This window comes from Acinetobacter sp. BZX-2 (assembly GCF_055179795.1).
In genome coordinates this window covers 2,894,605-2,913,465 of sequence record NZ_CM143686.1, presented here as the reverse complement: position 1 = coordinate 2,913,465, position 18,861 = coordinate 2,894,605, and the positions used below count along the sequence as shown (strand labels likewise).

15 protein-coding genes and 1 other RNA gene are annotated in these 18,861 nt (G+C 36.4%); 6 read left to right on the top strand and 10 right to left on the bottom strand.

Annotated elements, in window-relative coordinates; genetic code table 11:
• Positions 1 to 236 precede the first annotated feature (236 nt).
• Positions 237 to 875 carry a Fe-S biogenesis protein NfuA gene (gene nfuA / locus ACY45D_RS13710; protein WP_463107235.1) on the top strand — a complete coding sequence of 213 codons (639 nt, stop codon included), beginning with the start codon at positions 237 to 239 and terminating at the stop codon, positions 873 to 875.
• A gap of 29 nt (positions 876 to 904) precedes the next feature.
• Here the strand turns inward: nfuA and ACY45D_RS13705 are convergent, their stop codons facing one another.
• Positions 905 to 1,915, bottom strand: coding sequence for a hypothetical protein (locus tag ACY45D_RS13705; protein WP_463107234.1), 1,011 nt, complete (start codon positions 1,913 to 1,915; stop codon positions 905 to 907).
• A 10-nt stretch (positions 1,916 to 1,925) separates the two neighbouring features.
• Positions 1,926 to 2,960 (bottom strand): alpha/beta fold hydrolase, encoded by a 1,035-nt coding sequence (locus ACY45D_RS13700; protein WP_463107233.1) that lies wholly within the window; start codon positions 2,958 to 2,960, stop codon positions 1,926 to 1,928.
• A gap of 326 nt (positions 2,961 to 3,286) precedes the next feature.
• Here ACY45D_RS13700 and ACY45D_RS13695 point away from each other — a divergent pair, with 326 nt between their 5' ends.
• Complete coding sequence (locus ACY45D_RS13695; RefSeq protein WP_463107232.1) at positions 3,287 to 3,901, top strand: carbonic anhydrase; 615 nt, start codon at positions 3,287 to 3,289, stop codon at positions 3,899 to 3,901.
• A gap of 89 nt (positions 3,902 to 3,990) precedes the next feature.
• Here ACY45D_RS13695 and ACY45D_RS13690 read toward each other — a convergent pair whose 3' ends face one another.
• On the bottom strand, positions 3,991 to 5,481 hold the full coding sequence (locus ACY45D_RS13690; RefSeq protein ID WP_463107231.1) for a long-chain fatty acid transporter: 1,491 nt from the start codon (positions 5,479 to 5,481) through the stop codon (positions 3,991 to 3,993).
• An 864-nt stretch (positions 5,482 to 6,345) separates the two neighbouring features.
• Here ACY45D_RS13690 and ACY45D_RS13685 point away from each other — a divergent pair.
• Entirely contained in the window at positions 6,346 to 7,515 is a 1,170-nt protein-coding gene (locus tag ACY45D_RS13685; protein ID WP_463107230.1) for a GGDEF domain-containing protein, read from the top strand.
• Positions 7,516 to 7,530: 15 nt separating this feature from the next.
• Here the strand turns inward: ACY45D_RS13685 and ACY45D_RS13680 are convergent, their stop codons facing one another.
• Positions 7,531 to 7,734, bottom strand: a complete 204-nt coding sequence (locus tag ACY45D_RS13680) for an amino acid transport protein (protein WP_463107229.1) — start codon at positions 7,732 to 7,734, stop codon at positions 7,531 to 7,533.
• A 226-nt stretch (positions 7,735 to 7,960) separates the two neighbouring features.
• Between ACY45D_RS13680 and def the strand changes: the two genes are divergently transcribed.
• Complete coding sequence (def, locus tag ACY45D_RS13675) at positions 7,961 to 8,440, top strand: peptide deformylase (RefSeq protein ID WP_463107228.1); 480 nt, start codon at positions 7,961 to 7,963, stop codon at positions 8,438 to 8,440.
• A gap of 121 nt (positions 8,441 to 8,561) precedes the next feature.
• Here the strand turns inward: def and ACY45D_RS13670 are convergent, their stop codons facing one another.
• Both ACY45D_RS13670 and ssrA read right to left on the bottom strand, forming a co-directional pair.
• On the bottom strand, positions 8,562 to 9,755 hold the full coding sequence (locus ACY45D_RS13670) for a Fic family protein (RefSeq protein ID WP_463107227.1): 1,194 nt from the start codon (positions 9,753 to 9,755) through the stop codon (positions 8,562 to 8,564).
• Positions 9,756 to 10,131: 376 nt separating this feature from the next.
• Positions 10,132 to 10,490: a transfer-messenger RNA gene (gene ssrA, locus ACY45D_RS13665) on the bottom strand.
• A 130-nt stretch (positions 10,491 to 10,620) separates the two neighbouring features.
• Between ssrA and glpK the strand changes: the two genes are divergently transcribed.
• Positions 10,621 to 12,105: a glycerol kinase GlpK gene (gene glpK / locus ACY45D_RS13660; RefSeq protein WP_463107226.1), complete on the top strand. Its 1,485-nt coding sequence runs from the start codon at positions 10,621 to 10,623 to the stop codon at positions 12,103 to 12,105.
• Positions 12,106 to 12,414: 309 nt separating this feature from the next.
• Here glpK and ACY45D_RS13655 read toward each other — a convergent pair whose 3' ends face one another.
• Entirely contained in the window at positions 12,415 to 13,338 is a 924-nt protein-coding gene (locus ACY45D_RS13655) for a lipase secretion chaperone (protein WP_463107225.1), read from the bottom strand.
• Between the two features lie 13 nt (positions 13,339 to 13,351).
• Complete coding sequence (locus ACY45D_RS13650) at positions 13,352 to 14,698, bottom strand: sphingomyelin phosphodiesterase (protein WP_463107224.1); 1,347 nt, start codon at positions 14,696 to 14,698, stop codon at positions 13,352 to 13,354.
• 583 nt (positions 14,699 to 15,281) lie between these two features.
• On the opposite strand from ACY45D_RS13650, the gene ACY45D_RS13645 reads away from it, so the two are divergent.
• Positions 15,282 to 16,034, top strand: a complete 753-nt coding sequence (locus tag ACY45D_RS13645) for an IclR family transcriptional regulator (RefSeq protein ID WP_463107223.1) — start codon at positions 15,282 to 15,284, stop codon at positions 16,032 to 16,034.
• A 68-nt stretch (positions 16,035 to 16,102) separates the two neighbouring features.
• Here the strand turns inward: ACY45D_RS13645 and ACY45D_RS13640 are convergent, their stop codons facing one another.
• Complete coding sequence (locus ACY45D_RS13640; RefSeq protein WP_463107222.1) at positions 16,103 to 17,599, bottom strand: CoA-acylating methylmalonate-semialdehyde dehydrogenase; 1,497 nt, start codon at positions 17,597 to 17,599, stop codon at positions 16,103 to 16,105.
• Between the two features lie 47 nt (positions 17,600 to 17,646).
• Entirely contained in the window at positions 17,647 to 18,729 is a 1,083-nt protein-coding gene (locus ACY45D_RS13635; protein ID WP_463107221.1) for an iron-containing alcohol dehydrogenase, read from the bottom strand.
• Positions 18,730 to 18,861 lie beyond the last annotated feature (132 nt).

Below are 18,861 nucleotides of genomic sequence, written 5' to 3'. Positions count from 1 at the left end.
TAACTTTCGGATTTTAGTCATCTTTTTGATGATTAAGATCACAAAATTTTTCAAGCACTGCAAATCACACATTCTATATAGGGTGATCACTTAGTCACTCAAGATTTCTAAATTAAAAAACCATTAATTTATTGATTATCCAATAAATTTATAACAATTCCGACAATTTTAGTTGATTTTTATTCATTCAGCCCCATCTTCAGTTAAAATACCGACTTCAGCTTGAGGATAGAGTTATGTCGACTGAGAACACCAATACTGCAGTTGCAGAAGAAATTCCAAATTTATTGATTACTCCAAATGCGCAAGAGTATTTAAAAGATCTTTTGGAGAAGCAAAACACTCCAGGAATTGGCGTTCGTGTTTTCGTAGAAAATGCGGGTACTCCACGTGCCGAATGTTGTATGGCATATAGTGCACCTGAAGAAGTTGTACCTACAGATTACAGACAAGATTATGCGGATTTCCCTGCATTTGTGGACGCGCCGTCTATTCCATATTTAAAAGATGCAGTTATTGATTACAATAAAGATCGTTTTGGTGGGCAGTTAACTTTCCGTGCACCAAATTCAAAAGTACCACGTGTTGGGCCTGATGCATCAATTGAAGAACGAATCACGTATGTCCTTCAAGCCGAAATCAACCCTGGTCTTGCGGGGCATGGTGGTAATTGTGCATTGGTAGAAGTGGTTGAAGATGAAGAACATGGCTTAACTGCGGTACTAAAATTTGGTGGTGGTTGCCAAGGCTGTTCAGCTATTGATGTCACTTTAAAACAGGGTGTTGAAACAACTTTAAAACAACATGTACCTGAATTAGCACGTGTTGTTGACCAAACTGACCATAGTCAAGCAGAAGGTGCTTACTTTAAATAATCGGTCAATTTAGAAAGAATAAAGGCGCTTTATGCGCCTTTTTCTATGCCTAAGATTTTTAAAGTTTCATCTGAGTAATAGAATTTTTCTAAATAAATACGAGCACGTGATTTTAAATGTTCAGAAGAAATCATTTTCTGGATAATCGGTTCAAGCAACATCTGTAATTCATTTTGAATCAAAGATTCATCAATATTGATATCTCTTAAAATAAGATCAAAAGGGCGTTCCTCATTGCGAACATACCAAGCAAAAACACCATCATGTACTTGTTTGGTTAAATAATCTGTTTGACGAAGATGTTCCCAAATTTCATGTCCCATTTCGACTGTATTGGGTAAATCATTGACTTCAATATACTGACGTAATGCACCAATCGGGACTTTTTTGATCTTGTGCCAAAGATTGGCTTGGAAATGATAGAGCTTATGATCATCAAATTGTTGATTGATGACTTGTTCGCTGAGTTGACTAATTTTAATAATATTTTTCTGTAGGTAATGTTTAACGGTATCATCTAAGTTGGTATCGGTCACCGATTCCAACACTGATTTCCCCATTTTCATAAAACGGCCAACACCGGGCACTTTTTTATTCACCATAGCATTATCAATATAATCTTGAATTGAATGATGAATCAGTTGCGTCAGCATGATTGAAAATGATGGGTTATTTACAATACGCTTAATCAAAGCTTGGCGATGAGCGGATTTACTCGCAACATATTGTGCAATTTTATCGATGGTGAGTACGGGGATAATATCTTCTATTAAGGTGTCATCATTACTCGGGTGGATCAATGCAAAACGAATATGTTCAGCAATTTGTTCAATTAAAAAGTGACTTGTCGGTGTTGCTAAAATTTGTTTTTGAATGAGTTGATTAATATCCTCAAAAGACCAAAGATCCTTTAAAGTGTGCTTTCTAAACCAATGATAAAATTCAGTAAATTCAATTTTAATCGTGTCAGATTGTGAAAACTCTTGATCAATAAAAGCTAACTGCGCATCAATGAGTTGTTCAACAAGATTATTTTTCATTCTATAAGCTCTATTTATACATTTTCTGATCGGCTAGGGGATTTTTTAAAGGTTGTGTTTTATTTAAAAAATTCAAATAGTAATCAGCCACACGTTCTGGAGCTTCCAAAAGTGGCATATGACCCACGCGATTTAAAAGTACAGGCTCTTCAGGTCGCTTTAAAATTGATTTTAATTCATTTGCAACATCAACATTGACGATTTGATCTTGATTTCCCCATAGAATCAGCGTTGGAGCTTCAATATTTTTAACCATCGTTGTGAAGGTCGTCGGAGTATAAAGTCGATTTAATGCATCAATTTGATTAATGATTTTTGCTGTGTCTGGCGCTTTAGCAATGAATAGTTTTTCTTGTTCATTTCGGATAACACTTGCTGTAAAAGGTTGATCAAACATCACCTTTTTCATTACAAAATCTAAATCACCTTTTTGAGTAATCAGTAATTGTTTTAAATAAATAGGGTTCTTTAAGTAGTTGGTATTATTATTTTTAAAGATTCCACCTGTGCTCATGAGGAACAGGCTTTTGGTGTCAAATGGGTATTGAGCGGCATAGAACATGGCTACCGTCCCACCCAATGAGTGACCCGCGATATTTAAATTATCTTGAATATGGGCTGCTTCAATAAAGCGTCTAAGTTGTTCGGTTACATTTGGAACGGATAAATCAAAATTTTCAGGAACTTGTGTACTTCCCGCAGAAGGAAGATTAGGAATAATCACGTGATAATAAGGTGTAAGTGATTTTGCAACATTGTTCCATGTGTCACGGCTACTGGCTAAACCATGAATGAGTAAAACCGTTGGTTTGTTTTTATCGCCACCTTCGCTATATGACCAAACAACATCGCCAACACGTAAGGTTTTTGATGTTAAACCTGCCCAAGCACGTTCTTCTTGTATGATCTTTAAATAGTCAATAGATTCAGGGGGATTACTGGCAGCAAGTGCGTGATTGCTAAAAGTAAATAGTCCGAGTGTGGACATACTGAGTAATATGCTATTTAAAAGATGAAGAAATTTTTTATTGGACAGTTCAGACATTCACATGGTTCCTTGCTAATGGCTTGCCATTATATAAAGCAAATATATTATTGATGATTTTAATTTTTTCGACATTTGCCGTATTGGTTATATTTGTATATTTTTTGCCAAAGCTGAAACGATATAATCAGTGAATTTGTAAGATTTTTTGTGACAATTGCATCAATTATTAAGGAATAAGTGACAATATAAACTGAAAATACGTATTTTAATAAAGCTCATATCACTTAACAAAAATTGTAACAGAGTTTATTTTTAGTCAGTGACTTTCATATTCCACGGCATTAGAATTAAATACAACCTCCACTCACTGGAACAAAATACACATGCTAACTGCTCAAGAAGCTTTAGAACGATTGAAACAAGGTAATGAACGCTTTGCACATGGTGAAACAAATCTGACTAAATTTTTGACGCATCAGCAGCGATCAGAAATGGTCGATAGTCAAGAACCATTTGCAATCATTTTAGGATGTTCTGATTCTCGTGTTCCTGCGGAAATGGTTTTTGATCAGGGTTTTGGTGATTTATTTGTGATTCGTGTTGCAGGCAATATTGTCGCGCCTTCGCAAGTTGGAAGTGTTGAATTTGCCGCAGATAGCTTTGGCTGCCCATTGGTGGTCGTTCTTGGACATAGTCATTGTGGAGCGATTCATTCGACCATTGAAGCGCTTCAAAATCCAAACGCACCATCATCAGCAAACTTGATGTCAATTGTAAATCGAGTACGTCCTTCCGTTGAAATTTTGATGCAAACTGAGCTTAAAAATGATTTAGAAAAGTTATCAGTACATGCGATCAAATCGAATGTTTTTGCTTCTGTCAATCAATTACGTCATGGCTCTGCAGTATTAGAAAATCTTATCGCACAAGGCAAGTTAAAAGTGGTCGGTGCTGAATATTCTCTTGAAACAGGTGAAGTTTCTTTTTACGATTTCTAAGCTCGTAAATTAGATTTAAGATCTGTTTTAAAATGTTTAAGACATAAAAAATCCCACAAGATTGTGGGATTTTTTATTATTATAAATGCTTAGAATTTATAACCAATTTTTAAACCATAAGCGAGAGCATTGTTGTCTGTAAATTCTGCAACATAGCCATCTGTACCTGCTTGAGCACCAGTTTGCGCTTTAGCATCGCCTAACCAGAAGTATTTAACACCGCCAGCGATAAAGGTTGAAGGTGTAGGGCTATATTGAACACCTAAACCAACGTTCCAATAACCTTCTGTTGGACCAAGTGTAGTTACAGGGTTACCTGCGCCAGAGTCCCAACCTACAGAAACGTTACCCGCCCATTGCTCATTCACTTTACGGCCAACACCGACAGTTGCAGAGTATTGATCATCTGAATATTCAACTAAGTTAAAGCCATTTGGTTGACCAACCAATGAACCAACAGCTTGTGAAACTTTACCGAATTTCAATGGTTGAATAGAGAAGTCTTTCCAGTTCACCCAACGTACGTTAGCAAAAGCAACGGTATTCGCCATGATTCCTGTTTGGAAATCAAGGTTAACAGACTGAGGTGTAGTAATGGTTGTTTTACCTGTTGCATTTGCAATATCAGCAACAGCAGCAGCGCCATTTGGCAATAATGCTAAAGCACCAAGTGCAGAAAGTGATTCATCAACCTCAACATCATGATCGATTTCAGAGCGATAAGTCACAGATGCTTTTAATGCAATTTCAGGAATCTGGAATGCAGCACCAGCTAACCAACCTGTACCACCAGTTTCTTTAATACTTGCATCATAACCATTGTATAGGCTGTATGCTTGACCACGTAGGCTTACGTTACCTTTAATGGTTTGGTAAACACCACCTGCGTAAACATTCACATTTTTAGTTGGTTGGAAACCAAAAATCATAGAGATGTTTTGAGTATCAACTTCAACTTTAGTGTTGCCTTTACCGAGTGTTGAATTGACTTGAGCAAGACCAGCATCAACTCGTGACGTTACGACTTGCTTAACACCAGCATCAATCGCTGCTTTAGTTGCTGCATCTGTACTGTAGGCTGCTATTATTTGCTGACCAGCAGTTGAAGTAGGGGCAATATTTTGCGATTGTAGATATGCACCCACACGTTGTTGAGCAGATAATCCATTGAAAGTGCTTTCAATCGTACTGGTACGAATTGCAGCCATTGACGCTGGAGGTAAAACAGTATTTGTTGAGTTTGATACGAATACGTTATCACCATGATAAGCAGCATCTGCACCAAAAGGTTGGTCATATAAAAGACCGAATGAAACTTTATCTGTTAATTGAAGTTTGACTGCTGCTGATGGGAAATAATAGTCATCACCCATGTCACCGATGTCATTACGACTTAGACTTGTACCAGCTTCTTTACCTTCAACCGTTGGATCTAAAACAGAAATTCCAGCTTCAAAATAGTTGTTTGGTTGAAGAAATGCTGAAATAGATTGACCTGAACGGTCTAATGCAGCTGCAAACACACCTGTCGTTGGTACTGTTGCAGCAATCAGTGCGATCGTTAAATTTTTTAATTTCATTTTAATTTTTCCCTAATATAATAAAATGAATATTTTGAAGCGCTTAATGAGTAAGCTAGAAGCGATTTAAATGTCTAAAAATAACTCAAAGTTACTTCTTTTTACAAAATAACATATAAAAATTAAGAGTAAATACTCTAGCAAGTGAATTAACAAAAAAAAAGTGAACTAGCTAGTTTAGTACTTTGTTGTAAAGTATCAGAAAATATTAAATTATGAGAATTGGTTTTCATTATTTAAAGTATATGTCTACATTTTCATTAAAAATGATTTTTTAAATGATTCATTTTGTCTTAAAAAAACTGGAGATTTCAACTTGATAAGTTTGATGTTGTGAATATTTAAAAGTCCCGAGCGATCAGCATGACGGTTTGAAAACAAGAATAGGACTAAATTTGCTGATATTCATTAATATTGCCATTACCCAATTGTCTGTAAGATTGATGAATATTGATGCAGATTTTACCATCCTTGTCGTATGGTGATTCATTGCGGTTTTAAAATTCTCAAAGCAAAGTCTTTAAAGAGAAGCTTGGAGTTCAGTTCTAATGTTTAAGAAATAAGAAATAAGAAATAAGAAATAAGAAATAAGAAATAAAAGAAGAGAGGCTTATATCTTAAAAACGTACAACAGTTCTTTCTTGCTGACATGATAGGAAAGCAAGATACAAAAATTCAGTAAAATTTTAGCTTTAATTCATCGTGTTATACTTATCATTCATAACAGTTGTGCTGCTGAACAATTGCATTATTTGCATGTACGATTTTTACTTGGAAAAAATTAACAAATGCTATAAAAAAGAAATATTAATGTTAATATTAATCCTTATCAAATAAAGATCTTAAAAATTAGTATATAAAATTATGAAACTCACTTTTCTTCAATCCATCAAAGCAAAGCTGCAGAGTATTGTTCCGCAAGGGATGATGATGAATTGGAGTGCATTTGACAAAAGTTTACTGATTTTATTATTGAGTGGATTAGATCAATTCATTTGGTGGATTTGGTGTATTTATAGTTATTTTACCCCAGAAGTTCAGGAGTGGATTGATCCTGACTATATGCTTCAGCGTACTATTGAAATTAGTGTCACTATTGTGATCACTTTTATTAGTTTGGTTGGTCTACATAAATTTCGCCATTATAAGCTTCTTTATCAAATTACACCGCTGTTGGTGATCTCAATATTTACCATATTATATATACATGCGGCATTTTCTATAGGGATAACCAGTCCAACGACCATCGGTGGTTATATTAGTATTGTCTCATTAGGTTTCTTATTTATAGAAAGAAAATATATTTATATTGTTATTTTTCCTTCAACTGTTGTTTTGCTTTACTTAATTTATTTAAGCGCAACTAACCAAATTGGATATGCGCCAGTATTCAGTGATAAATTAAATTCGAGTAATATTTATAAAAATACCTATTGGGTTGGAAGTATGGCATTTTTATACTTTCCTATCTTTTTGATATGTACAAGTTTATTCGAAATATTGCTCAACCAGTGGCGTAATAGAGAACAAGAAATTAAAAAAATTAGTGAAAAAGATGGGTTAACCAATGTTTATAACAGAAGAAGTATTTCCGAAAAGCTTTTACGTCTAGATAAACACGACCTGTCTTATGCAATAGTACTGTTGGATTTAGATCATTTTAAAAAAATTAATGATAATTATGGTCATGAGATTGGCGACCGTGTGTTGCGTCGTGTTGCATCAATTTTAGCGCAAAATATTCGTTATAAAGATATGGTTGGGCGTTTTGGTGGTGAAGAATTTATTCTAATTTTAAATGAAGATGATTTAAGCGTGGTAAAAGAGGTTGCTGAACGTTGTCGTCACCAAATTGAAAAGACCCAAGTCCAAGTCTATAATGATTTAAGTATTAACATCACTGCAAGTTTAGGTATAGCTGTTGGAAATCAAGAGGATAGCCATGAAAATATTGTCCGCTTAGCAGACCAAGCTTTATATCTTGCGAAAAGCAGTGGGCGTAATCAAGTTAGACATTATTTAGAAATCATTTAAATCCAATTGCTATCTTTATACGCGGATAAAATACGGTAAGACTGTTAAAAAAGCACCTACACCAACTAAAGGCAGTGTACTTTCAATAAAATAAGAATAGGTCATGAGTAGAATCCCAACGATAAATGGGACGACAGTTTTCTGTTTTTTTCCATAGATAAAATAACCTAAACCAATGGATCCAAAAAGGACACCAAAGAGTAGTTGGGTACTGTTCATAATTTGACTCCCGATGTTTTAAATGCTTATAAGTTTTAAAGATTAAAATTTTCTTAAATTTTAGAATACTATAGTTTATTGCAATGTATTATCAATCATAGAAAGTCGGTTTGGGTGAATTTTAGCGTTAAAACGTTGGGTTTTAAATGCCCATCTAAACAGTGATTTAGAACAGTACTTTGGTCAAATCATATAAATTGAATGTGTACAGATTTGGAATATAACAATGTCAGTAATTTTGCCCGTAGCTCAACGTGGTGAAGCGATTTTAAATCTCATTGCCTCACCAGTAGCTGAAACGGAATTTTCTAGCATTTGGCTCCAAGAGCTATCTGATGCGATGCATCTAACCATGTTAAATCGTAATGGTGTTGGAATTGCAGCACCGCAAGTTTATATTTCGAAAAGAATGATTATCGTTGCTTCTCGTGCAAATCCAAGATATCCAGATGCGCCTGAAATGGATGCAATCGTAATGGTTAATCCTGAAATCATTCAAAAATCAACACAAGTCATTTTAGGTGAAGAAGGTTGTTTAAGTGTTCCAAATGAAAGAGGGTTAGTTGAGAGGGCTGAACAAATAACAGTGCAGTATTGCACTTTAAATGGTGAAAAGATCATACAGGATTTTAGTGGTTTTCCTGCCCGAATCATACAACATGAAGTTGATCATTTAGATGGCATATTATTTATAGAGCGTCTTTAGGTTATTAGTTTATCGTAAATATCTGTATGAAACCCAAAGCAATTCAGATTGATCTATCTATAAAATGTTAAAAAATCTGTTCACGAAAACAGCTCAACGTAAAGTGAGTTTCAATGGTTCGTTATCCACTACCGATGAGAATGAGTCCATCTTGCTCAGATAAGAAATTTAACTCAATTAATTTATCCACATCGCGATAAAAGGTTCTTTCTACCTTACCGTTATATAATATCTGAATTTGTGGGTTTCGATATAAATCCGCTTTAGATAAAAACTTACTATTTTCTCCAATAGCTCTCATTAAATTATGGATCAAATTAAATTGTCGATCAGAAATTTTCTTACTAAATTTGGCACTATTCAACGCTGTTTGATACAGCAGAAATTCAATTAGTTTATTACTTTCATCATGTAAATATTCAATGATTTCAAACATTCCTTTAAGTACAAAGTCAATAAATAGCTGGTTAGGGTTCTCCTGCTTTTTATCTGCTTGTTTGCGACAGTGATTAAATAACGCAAAATATTCATGAATATTGACTTGGTAATATTTCCATATCGCTGAAGAACTAAACCCATACCCTGATTGTTCTAAGATAAACATTTCAATCAAACGACCAGTACGACCATTCCCATCCCAAAATGGATGAATTAACTCAAAATAATAATGAGCTAAACAAGCACGAATAACGACGGGTTGATTGATGATATGAGGACTGTTTAGCCACTCTACCCATGCTTGAACTAAATATTCAATATCTTCTAGGCATTTAGGCGGTCTATAAGTTCCCCCATGAGTATCATTACCAACGATTGTTTTTTGGAATGGCTGATTATTCCTTAACTGTCCTGCTGGATTATGTTGATCTTCTAAATTTTGAGATACAAGTGTATGTAGCTGGAACATCGTGGAAAGTTCAAAAGCTTTTCCCTTTGTAGGGCTTAATTGCTTTGAACTAAATTTTTTAATCCATTCAATAGATTCTTTTAAGTTGGTTAGTCTTCTTTCTTCTGATTTTTGAATAGTATTCGGGTCTAATTTTAAAATATCTGCTGTTTCTTTTTCTGTAAATTGGCCACCCTCAATAGTGTTTGTACTATAAATACTACTAGCAAGTACTTTTTCTTGGACTTGGTCAATAATTAAAGATAGGCTAGGGGTTTTATTAAAGCGATTTTGTGAGTCATTTACTCTATCTAACATGGCTTGAACATTATTTAATTCAAAGCCTAACTGAAATGTAAAAGAGCCTGACTTATATGTCATAACTCTAAGAGTCGTGTCGTTTAACCAAGTTTTACTTTGTTCTGGCATAATTTGTCAGTGAAAATGTCAAAGAAAATGTTAAGGTATTAATATTTGATTTCATATATTTAGTCAAATTTTATTTGGAAAAATGTCAAAGAAAATGTCAAAGAAAATGTCAAATAAAATAGGTTGTTTTTTATCCCTTAAATATCAAATTATTAAAAGCTTTTAGGCAACGACGTTTAATTTCTGATCTTTTCATTTATCCGTGTATCCCTTGAGTTCAATATTTGTTAAAGGATACATAAGGGGATACATGGAAAGCAACACTATAGCTAGTTATGTTCGGTTATGTCTAGGCAAGAAAAAAGGCTTAAACCCTTAGGATTCAAGCCTTTTGTCTTTAAAACTTGGCATATTTTGCTAAGTTTTGGAAGGTATTTGGTGGAGATGGCGGGAGTTGAACCCGCGTCCGCCAACACTACACTCGAGAATACTACATGCTTAGATATCGTCAATTATTTTAACATTAAGTGACCCGACGAACAGGGTACAAAACGCGATCCTCTAAGTTTGGTATAAAGCCCCGAGGCGTGACTTTATACGGACTTGTGTGCGTGCGCTTCGGTCGGGTTCACTGACCACAAGTATTCAGTGAAGCGGACAAGCTGCCCTTAGGCAGCTAGAGCGTATGATTCGTCGTTTGCGACTAAAATATGCAAATTTGATTTACGAGAGAAAATGCGCTCTCGGCATGCATCTATGAGCTTCATCATCAGCGTCGAAGCCAATAACATCCCCAGATAACGACGCTATCATAACATAACTGTTATAAATTATGCAGATAATTCATGCCAGTTATAGCAAATGACGCGTTTGAATATATAATTGCGTTACTATCAACATTTTACAAGAGTTAAAACAAGAAAAGATGAGCTATTTACTCGCACTTGATCAAGGAACGACCTCTAGCAGAGCAATTATTTTTGATGAGCATGGAAAAGTCTATGCATCTGCCCAGCGAGAAACACAAATTAAGACACCACACTCAGGTTGGGTTGAACAAGATGCTATGGAAATATGGACAACACAAATTGGTGTTGTTCAGCAAGCGATTGCATCAGCGAGATTGCTTGCCAAAGATATCAAAGCACTGGGTTTAACAAATCAGCGGGAGACTACAATTGTTTGGGATAAGCGTAGTGGGCGCCCACTTGCACCTGCAATTATTTGGCAAGACCGCCGTGCAACAGATTGGTGTAATCAACTGATTCAAAATGATCTTGCTAGCAAAATTCATAAAAAAACAGGCTTAAGAATAGATCCTTATTTTAGTGCAGGAAAATTAGTTTGGTTGCTGGAAAATGTCGATGGTTTACGAGCACTTGCTGAACAAGGTCATGTTGCTTTTGGAACAGTGGACAGTTGGCTGATTTGGAATTTAACCCAAGGTTCTGAACATGTGATTGAGGCCAGTAACGCCTCTAGAACGATGCTCATGAACTTAGAGTCCCAACAATGGGATGCTGAATTGATTGAATTATTTAATATTCCAGCATCGGTACTGCCTAAGATTATTCATTCTGATTGTTATATTTCCAACACCGCTTCTGGTTTGCTTGGTGCAGAAATTCCAATTTGTGGTGTTTTAGGTGATCAGCAATCCGCTTTATTTGGTCAATCTTGTTTTGAAGCAGGAACAGCAAAGAATACCTATGGTACGGGTTGCTTCATGCTTTTTAATACTGGAACTCAGATCCAGTTTAGTAAAAACCAGTTATTGACAACCTTGGCTTGGAGCTGTCAAAAGCAACCGCATTATGCACTTGAGGGGAGTGTATTTATGGCTGGTGCTATTGTGCAATGGTTGCGTGATGGTTTAGGCATTATTGAAAATAGTGCTGAAGTAGAAAGCCTCGCTCGCCAAGTGACTGATACGGATGGCGTGGTACTTGTTCCTGCATTTACTGGGCTTGGTGCACCACATTGGGATAGTGATGCACGTGCATTATTGTGTGGAATGTCTCGTGGTACAAATAAGTCTCATATTGCCCGTGCTGCATTAGAGTCTATTGCATTTCAAGTGTCAGATGTTTTAACCGCAATGCAATCTGATATTTCACAACCCTTAAAAGAGTTAAGGGTAGATGGTGGTGCAAGTCAGAATGATATGTTAATGCAATTCCAAGCTGATATTTTAAATGTACCTGTTTTACGTCCGAAACTTTTAGAATCAACGGCTTGGGGTGCTGCGGCCATAGCTGGGTTGAGGGCAGGAATTTTTAATAACTTAAGTGAGATATCAGAATCATGGAAGTTAGATAAAGCTTTTGAACCGAATATGAGTGAAGATCAGCGACAGTATCATTTAACTTTATGGAATGAAGCATTGCAACGTACCAAATCGCATGCTTGATCAATGCTATTGGGGTAAATGAATTTATCAATCCATCATTTAAACACATATCACATACAGCTAAATTCAAGTTAGCTGTATGTGATTCAACGTGTTACATGATTTTATTGGCTACATCAGGCTTATAGATGAATTTATTCACAAATTAATTTTAAGTTAATGATTGAATTGAAAATTTTGTAGATAGCTTATGAGTTAAGTTTATTATTGATTAAGTTCATTTATACATCATCAACTTTAGACAAATGACAATTTAAAGCACTTAAATATTCCGCGATCTATACGTAAATATAGATCGCGGAATAGACTTTATGGAAACATTTTAAGGCGTAAGTCTTCTAAACGTGCTTGATATTGTTTTTGCCATTCAGCATCAGGGAGTTGGGCTTTCATTGGTTCCATCTCTTGCTGTAATTGACTGACCGCTTGTTGATATTGGTTGGCTTGTTGTTGCTGTTGAACCTCACGTTGGTCTCGTTGTTGGATCTCTTGTCGTTCCTGTTGGGTGAGGTAACGCTGTTGTAATTCCTGCTTTAAACGCTCTGTTTCAGCAGTCTTATTTTGACCTTGGTTGAGAAGGGTTACAGCTTGCTCATAAAGCCCAATTTTACTTTCCTGTTGATTGCTATTTGGGTATTGGCGTTGTAGTTCTTCAAAAGCTTTTAAACGTTGCTCGGCACTAAGGTTTGGATTTTGTGCTAAATCTTGGTACGCAAAACGATAATCCGCATAATCACGTTCTTGTCCAAAGCCAAGCATAGCTTCTGCTTGCCCCAAAGTTTGTTCTCTTATTTTCCATAAGGCATCAAAACGCGCTTTAGGTGATAAAGATGTTGATAACACAGTACTTTGCATACGTTGTTCATATTGCGGCATACGTTTTATTAAATTCTCAACCAACTGCGCAAATGTTTGATCAGGGTAGTTTGCTAGTGCTTTTGCTAAAGCAGCATCACAGTCTTCTACCTGACAGTTTACTTTAAAGTCATTGAGAAATTGGGTGATATTTCCTGGTTGCTTTTGTAAGCTTTGTAATTGTTTCAATAGGTTTGTTTGCAGTAGTTCGTCCTTGCTTTTGTTTTGCATGGTTTCATCGGCTGCATGCGTTGATGAGTCAGGTGATGATGGCTTTGCTTGCTGGACTGTAGCGGAAGAGGCGGTGCTCTTCCAAACTACAATGGCAACCAAGACCGCTAAAACAATAATAATTGTTAGCAATAGTCTTTTATTCATACAGCTTTCCGTTTTATGGACTGTAATTAAACTGTCCCATTACAGGGAAATGATCCGAAAGATCCCACGTCATATACAATGGGTCAGCTGTAGTACGTAAGATACGAACATCATTGCGAGATTGTGTCGGTTGGCGGTGCGTATTTGAAGCTACGACATAATCAAGATATTCAACTGTTGTACCACCAGAACCTGCTGCACCAGCAAGTTTATTGACACGCGGGTCAAATGTAGACGCGGTGTAACCTGTGCTGATTGGTGCTGTTGCATTCAGGTTAGTCAACATATTTTGATAGTCTTGCGGCCATAAAAACTTGTTAACGTTAAAATCGCCACCCATCAATACAGCATCAAAACTCGGGATGTTTTGTTGGTTAACCAATTGGCGAATTTGTTGGAATTGAACTTGACGAAGCGCACGTGCTTCATCTGTATCAAATGATGCTGTATGGGTTGAAGTCACATGATACGCTTTACCATTTTTAATGATCTCTGCATACAATACGCCTTTATCCGCAAAACAATCTGTACCTGTACAATCTGGGTAAATCAGTTGTGCAGTTTTTACAATTGGATAACGACTCACAATGACCAAACCACTGTCAAATAAGTTATAACCAGAACCTACTGGAATATGGGTTTGATATGGGTATTGTTGTGCTAATTGGTTCAACATTCCTGTACGAGAAGATGCAAAAGCTTCTTGCATCATAATCACATCGTAGCCATTTAAGTGATTTGGTAACTCAGCCAAACGTTCACTAATTTTACTCGCAACCATTGGTAGCGCATAAATATTATACGTCAGGACTTTTAATTCATCAGCGTTGTTAGAAACAGGTTCTTGCACGGTGTTTTGATGAATTGTGTAATGGAAATCATCGTAGCCACCTGTATATTCAGCTTTAACAGCAGCTTGAGCAGATAAACCACCATAAGTGGTATTGAGACGATAGACATTGCGGTCTGAATACCACGGTGACGTTGCCGAAGCTGTTTGAATACCGTGTTTAATATTACTGCCAGTCCATGTTCCAGTCATGGTTTGTTTCAAAGTGATTTTAGAACTACCACTGCTGATCACTGTATCAAAGTTATAAGTTTTCCCAGTCTTTAAACCTGTATAGCGGTTTATACGAAGGACACGCTTAGTCTCGTAAGGCGCGATTTGTGTTGCTTCCTGAGCCCACTCATTTCCTTGTTGTAAAATATGTGTCCCTGTTTGAGTGGCTTGTATTGTTACTGTTTGTGGTGTGGTGTTCGTAACAAATACATAAGAGTCAGCCAGTGCGTTTTGCGTTGCAAAACCTCCCACGAGTAGCGCTACTCCTGCGCTTAATTTTAAGCTCTTCAGCCCCATAATACATCTCTCCATAACGTTTAATTATTTGCGAACAAAACATAATCAATAATTTTTTAAATTATTCATTAATGAAAATTTTATGATTTTTATTTGTTCGAAAATTATAATAATGAAAAAATGTTGCTAAATCATTTAAATTCGCGGTTATTCATCTGATTTTATATAAAACAATATGTTATTGATAATTTTCAATATGATAGGAGAAAAGTAACGAATTATTTTTTTGGGAGTAAAGTAAGAATGATTCAAAAATGAAAATGGAAAAGTAACACATCATTTTTATAATAAATGGGCAAAATCTGAAAAGTAATACGTATAGTATTCTTTTATTTAAAATTTTTTGAATTAAATAAACAATTCAAATAATCATTGAAACCCATTAAAGTGAAGCGAGCATTCTTAAGAAATGAAAGTATAATTTTTATTTAAACTTAGTGATGCATGTACATATATCAAGCCTTAAATGAGCTAGACGTTTGAGTGAGAAAATTGTTTAGGGTAGATAGAGTCAATATTATCTAACCAAGCTTTTGTCGGTTACAATAAAGTATAAATTAAGCAATTTTTATTGGCAGTCAAAATGAGTAAAAAAGGGTCATCAATTACTAGAGTTTTAGACATTATCGAAGCGATTTCTACAGCTAAACATCCGCCTACACCCTTAGACCTTGCCATTGAATTAGATATTCCAAAACCGAGTATTCACCGTTTATTACAAACCTTAGAACAAGAAGGGTTTATCAAAAATGATATATATGGGGGGTATATTATCGGTGACCGAACTTATAAATTATTGATGAGTTCTTGGGAACAAGAACCACGAAAGATGGAACGACTGGCTATACTTCAAAAACTGTCAGATCAAATCAATGAAACTTGTGGAATTGCAATATTAAGTAATAATCAAATGCTGTATACAGATCGGGTACAAGCAAATTGGCCATTACAGGTTTATTTACCTGTGGGTTCAACCGTTCCCTTATGGTGTACCTCAAGTGGGAAATTATTTTTAAGCTTTCAGCCAGAAAGTAAACGTAAGAAAATTTTAGAAAATTTACCGATTACGCAGCTAACGAAAAATACAATTACCGATTCCATTTTACTCGAACAAAACTTAAATGATATTTTCCTTCATCAGATCGGAACAGATAACGAAGAATTTATTTCAGGGATGGTGGCATGTTCTGTGCCGATTCAAAGGAAAGATACCATCGTTGCTTGTTTATATACTCATGCACCTACGATACGCAAATCTTTGGATGATTTACTGGCTTTTGAACCCTTGTTACGTCAGGCTGCAAATGATCTCAATCAGCTTATTGATTTTGAATAAAAAGATCGAATAAAACTGAATAAAAAAGAGCAAATAGCTTGGCAATTTGCTCTTTCCAATGAAATAGTTTAGTTCAATGTTGGCATTGCAAATTGTGCGCCTTCACGAACATTGGCTGTAGGCCAGCGTTGAGTAATGGTTTTACGACGCGTGTAAAAACGAGCGCCATCAGGGCCGTAGGCATATAAATCACCAAATAATGAGCGTTTCCAACCACCGAAGCTATGATATGCCACAGGTACAGGTAGCGGTACGTTTATTCCAACCATTCCAACTTTGATGTGATCACTAAAGTAACGGGCAGCTTCACCATCACGCGTATAGATACAAGTCCCATTACCGTATTCATGGTTATCAATCAGATCCATAGCTTCTTGCATGGTTTTTACTCGCATGACTTGTAAGACAGGGCCAAAGATTTCTTCTTTATAGCTGATCATATCTGATGTCACTTGATCGATTAGCGTTGCGCCGACATAGAAGCCATTTTCATAACCTTGAGGTGCTGCATTTCGACCATCAACTACAATTGTAGCGCCTTGTTGTGCTGCACTGTCGATGTAGCCTACAACTTTTGCTTTATGTTGTGCTGTAATCACTGGGCCGAAATCATTGGTTTTGTCAGAAAAGGGTCCGTATTGAAGTTTACGGATAGCGTCAGATAATTTAGAAATCATTAAATCTGCAATATCATCACCGACAGCAATCGCCACTGAAAGCGCCATGCAGCGTTCACCAGATGAACCAAAAGCTGCACCTAATAAAGAACTAACAACATTATCAATATCGGCATCGGGCATTACAATCGCATGGTTTTTTGCACCGCCTAGGGCTTGGCAGCGTTTACCTGTAGAGGTCGCTGTTTGATAGATGTATTCAGCAATTGCTGTAGAACCAACGAAGCTCACTGCTTGAACTCTCTTGTCATACAGTAAAGTATCTACTGCTTCTTTATCACCATTAACAACATTCATCACCCCATCAGGTAAGCCTGCTTGTTTGAGTAATTGAGCGATAAATAAAGTAGATGATGGATCTTTTTCAGACGGTTTAAGTACAAAAGTATTGCCACAAACGATTGCCATCGGAAACATCCACAACGGCACCATGGCAGGGAAGTTAAAAGGTGTAATACCTGCGACGACACCTAAAGGTTGAAACTCACTCCAAGAATCAATCGATGGCCCTACATTTTTACTAAATTCGCCTTTTAAAAACTCAGGAGCACTGCATGCGTATTCCACATTTTCAATTCCACGTTGCAACTCACCAGCAGCATCATGCACAATTTTTCCATGTTCTTGGCCAATTAAGGCACAAATTTGATCTGCATTTTGTTCGAGTAATTCTTTAAATTTAAACATGACACGGGCACGTTTAATCACGGGGGTATCACGCCATTCTGGAAATGCAGCTTCTGCGGCAGCAATGGCTTGTTCAACTGTGGTTTTACTGGCAATAGCAACTTCTTTGCTGTGCTCACCTGTTGAAGGATTATATACAGGTTGAGTTCTTGTATGATCGTAGTTGAGTTGACCATTAATTAAATGTCCAATGATATCCATGTGTGACTTCCTCTTTAAATTGTTATAAAAAATTAATGATGTAGCGTTTACCAAAGTTGCTGATACAGTGAAACCATTTCAGCAATACTCGGTACACGTGGGTTATTGAGAGGTGATCCAGATGCCAAGGCTTGTTCTGCCATGGTTTGAACAAGATCATCAAAGGTCTGTTTGCTCACGCCAAATTCGGCTAGGGTTGGCACTTGTAGATCTTTATTAATATTGATAAGTGCCTGAACCAGTTTTTGGTTTGCTACTTGATGATCATCATCCTCATTTGCGATACCAATCGCTTTTGCACAATCTGCATAACGCTCAGGCGCTGCTTGTATGGAATATGAGGTAATCATAGGTAACAGCATGGCATTGGAAAATGCTATCCCTGCTAATGTAGAGCCGAGCATCATTTTTTCTCGTGCGATTTCATTATCAGGTTGGTGATAAACCGTTTGTAAATTTGGCCCAATCAGTTTCATGGCTGCAATTGCTTGAGCATCGCTATAGGCATTTGCCTTTTTACTGACATAGGCTTCAATGGCATGGGTTAAGGCATCAATACCTGTATCCGCTGTTGTACGTGCGGGTAATGACATGGTTAATTCATAATCAATGATTGCCGCTACAGGTAAGAAGCCCAATCCTGCGCAGAGCATTTTTTCACTGCTTTGATCATCAGTAATAATGGTAAATCGGGTACATTCTGACCCTGTCCCCGCAGTTGTAGGAATCGCAATAATCGGAAGACCTACTTCATTGACTTGTCTAGGGAATTTATAGTCACGTATTTCGCCACCGAATTTACCTAAAATGCTAATCGCTTTAGCACTATCAATTGGACTGCCACCGCCTACAGCAATAATTGCATCATATTGATGGTCTTTTACATGTTGCACACCCGCAGCGATAGAACCAGAGGTCGGTTCTGGAATGGTTTCATCAAAATAATCGGCATATATCTCTGCCTCTTTTAAAAGCTGTTGAATTTTTTCGATATATCCTAATGAAACCATCATTTTATCGGTAATGATTAACGGATTTTTAGCCCCCAAAGACTTGAGAATGTCTGGAAGTTTACTTCGGGAATTTTTCCCAATTTCCATAATTCGAGGTAGGTTTATGCTATGTGACATCTTTATATCCTTATAAATATTTGAAAATAATTCATATTTTAAAAATGGGGCAAATATTGTGTCATGGGTAATACACCACTTAATGCAAACAGAGGAATAGTCATGTTGGATCCTTGATATGCCAGATTGATA